2 protein-coding genes are annotated in these 1258 nt (G+C 58.6%); both read left to right on the top strand.

Annotation, left to right across the window (positions count from 1 at the left end; all coding sequences use genetic code 11):
- Positions 1–442: hypothetical protein (locus A6302_RS20350; RefSeq protein ID WP_210183425.1), on the top strand; the 442-nt coding region annotated here is incomplete at its 5' end.
- Positions 443–661: 219 nt separating this feature from the next.
- Positions 662–1258 (top strand): hypothetical protein (locus A6302_RS20345; RefSeq protein WP_210183424.1); only part of this gene is annotated, 597 nt, incomplete at its 3' end.

Below are 1258 nucleotides of genomic sequence, written 5' to 3'. Positions count from 1 at the left end.
AGAATCTTACGAGGACGCCCTCAACAATCTGGTGCCGCGCCGCACGCCGCAACAGGACGATCTTTTGGCATCCGCCGAAGCGCAGGGCGCCGACCGTCTCAAGGAGCAATACATGCTCCACTACATGCTCGATGTGGAAACGCGCGGCAGCCAGTCGTTGTTGAACGTGAAAGCCTTTGCCGATCCGACCACATACAAGCTGAAAGTGAAGCGCCCGGGCTCGGATGAAAGCAGCGAGGTGAACGTCGACCTGTTGGAGACGTTCAACTGGCTGATCGGCCTCACCGTGCAGGGTATCGCCGCGCCGCAGACCTTCACCGCCGAGTTCGAGCGCGACGCCGAGGGGCGGCTGAACATCAAGGGGCGGCTGCGCCAGGACGCAGCTGGTCAGTGGTGGTTCCGCACTGTGACCGGCACCACACCGGATGGCGCCGCGCGTTGATCATCTGGCGCAAGCTCACAGGCGATCCGGAGCAGGACAACCTCGTGCTGGACACCTGGTTCACGCGCGCTGGCTACTCTGCCAAGGACAGCGAGTTCGGCTGATCTACGTCAACGGCGACAACAACCTGGAAAACCTGAAAGCTGCCGATGACACATGGAAGGTCCGTCTGATCGAAGAGGACTTCCACCGACTGATGTTCGACACGGAGGGTCTGTGATGGCCCGCGCCGCAACCAAATCAAAGCCGCGCGCCGGGAAGCCGCAAGTCAAGTTTGTCCACAAGTTGGTCCTGAACCAATGGATGCTGTCGTTGTTCGATGTGAAGCGTTTCGAGCAGCTGGCAGAGCACCTGCGCAACGAGAAGCTGGAAGGCATGGACGAGAACAACGTCCATCAATTCCATCACGCCCTGACGGCGCAGCTTTTCAATCTGACCAAGCTGCCGACCGAACTGCTGCTGGAGTACGATCAGAATATTGTCAAACACACCCAGCGGCTGAACGAGCGCCGCATCACTCGCGGCGAAGACCCGATCGTCTGGAAGTATTTCCAGTACCTGACTCTGCTCTTCACCGAGATCTATCTTGATCGCTATTTCAGCGATCCGGCCGCCTTGTTGAAAGCGATCAACGAGCAGGTCGCCACCTGTAATGCTGACAAGCCCGAAGCGGACCACATTGCGTCCTTCAAGGAAGACGGCGAAGCGTGGTCGCAGATCAACAAGCTCGCATACTGGAGCGCGACCGGCAGCGGCAAGACGTTGTTGATGCACGCGAATATCCTGCAATACCAGTTCTATCTCGACAAACATGGC

The organism is Methylobrevis pamukkalensis (assembly GCF_001720135.1).
GTDB classification, from domain to species: domain Bacteria; phylum Pseudomonadota; class Alphaproteobacteria; order Rhizobiales; family Pleomorphomonadaceae; genus Methylobrevis; species Methylobrevis pamukkalensis.
Note: the sequence above shows the minus strand (reverse complement) of the source record. Positions and strands in the feature narration are given on the sequence as shown.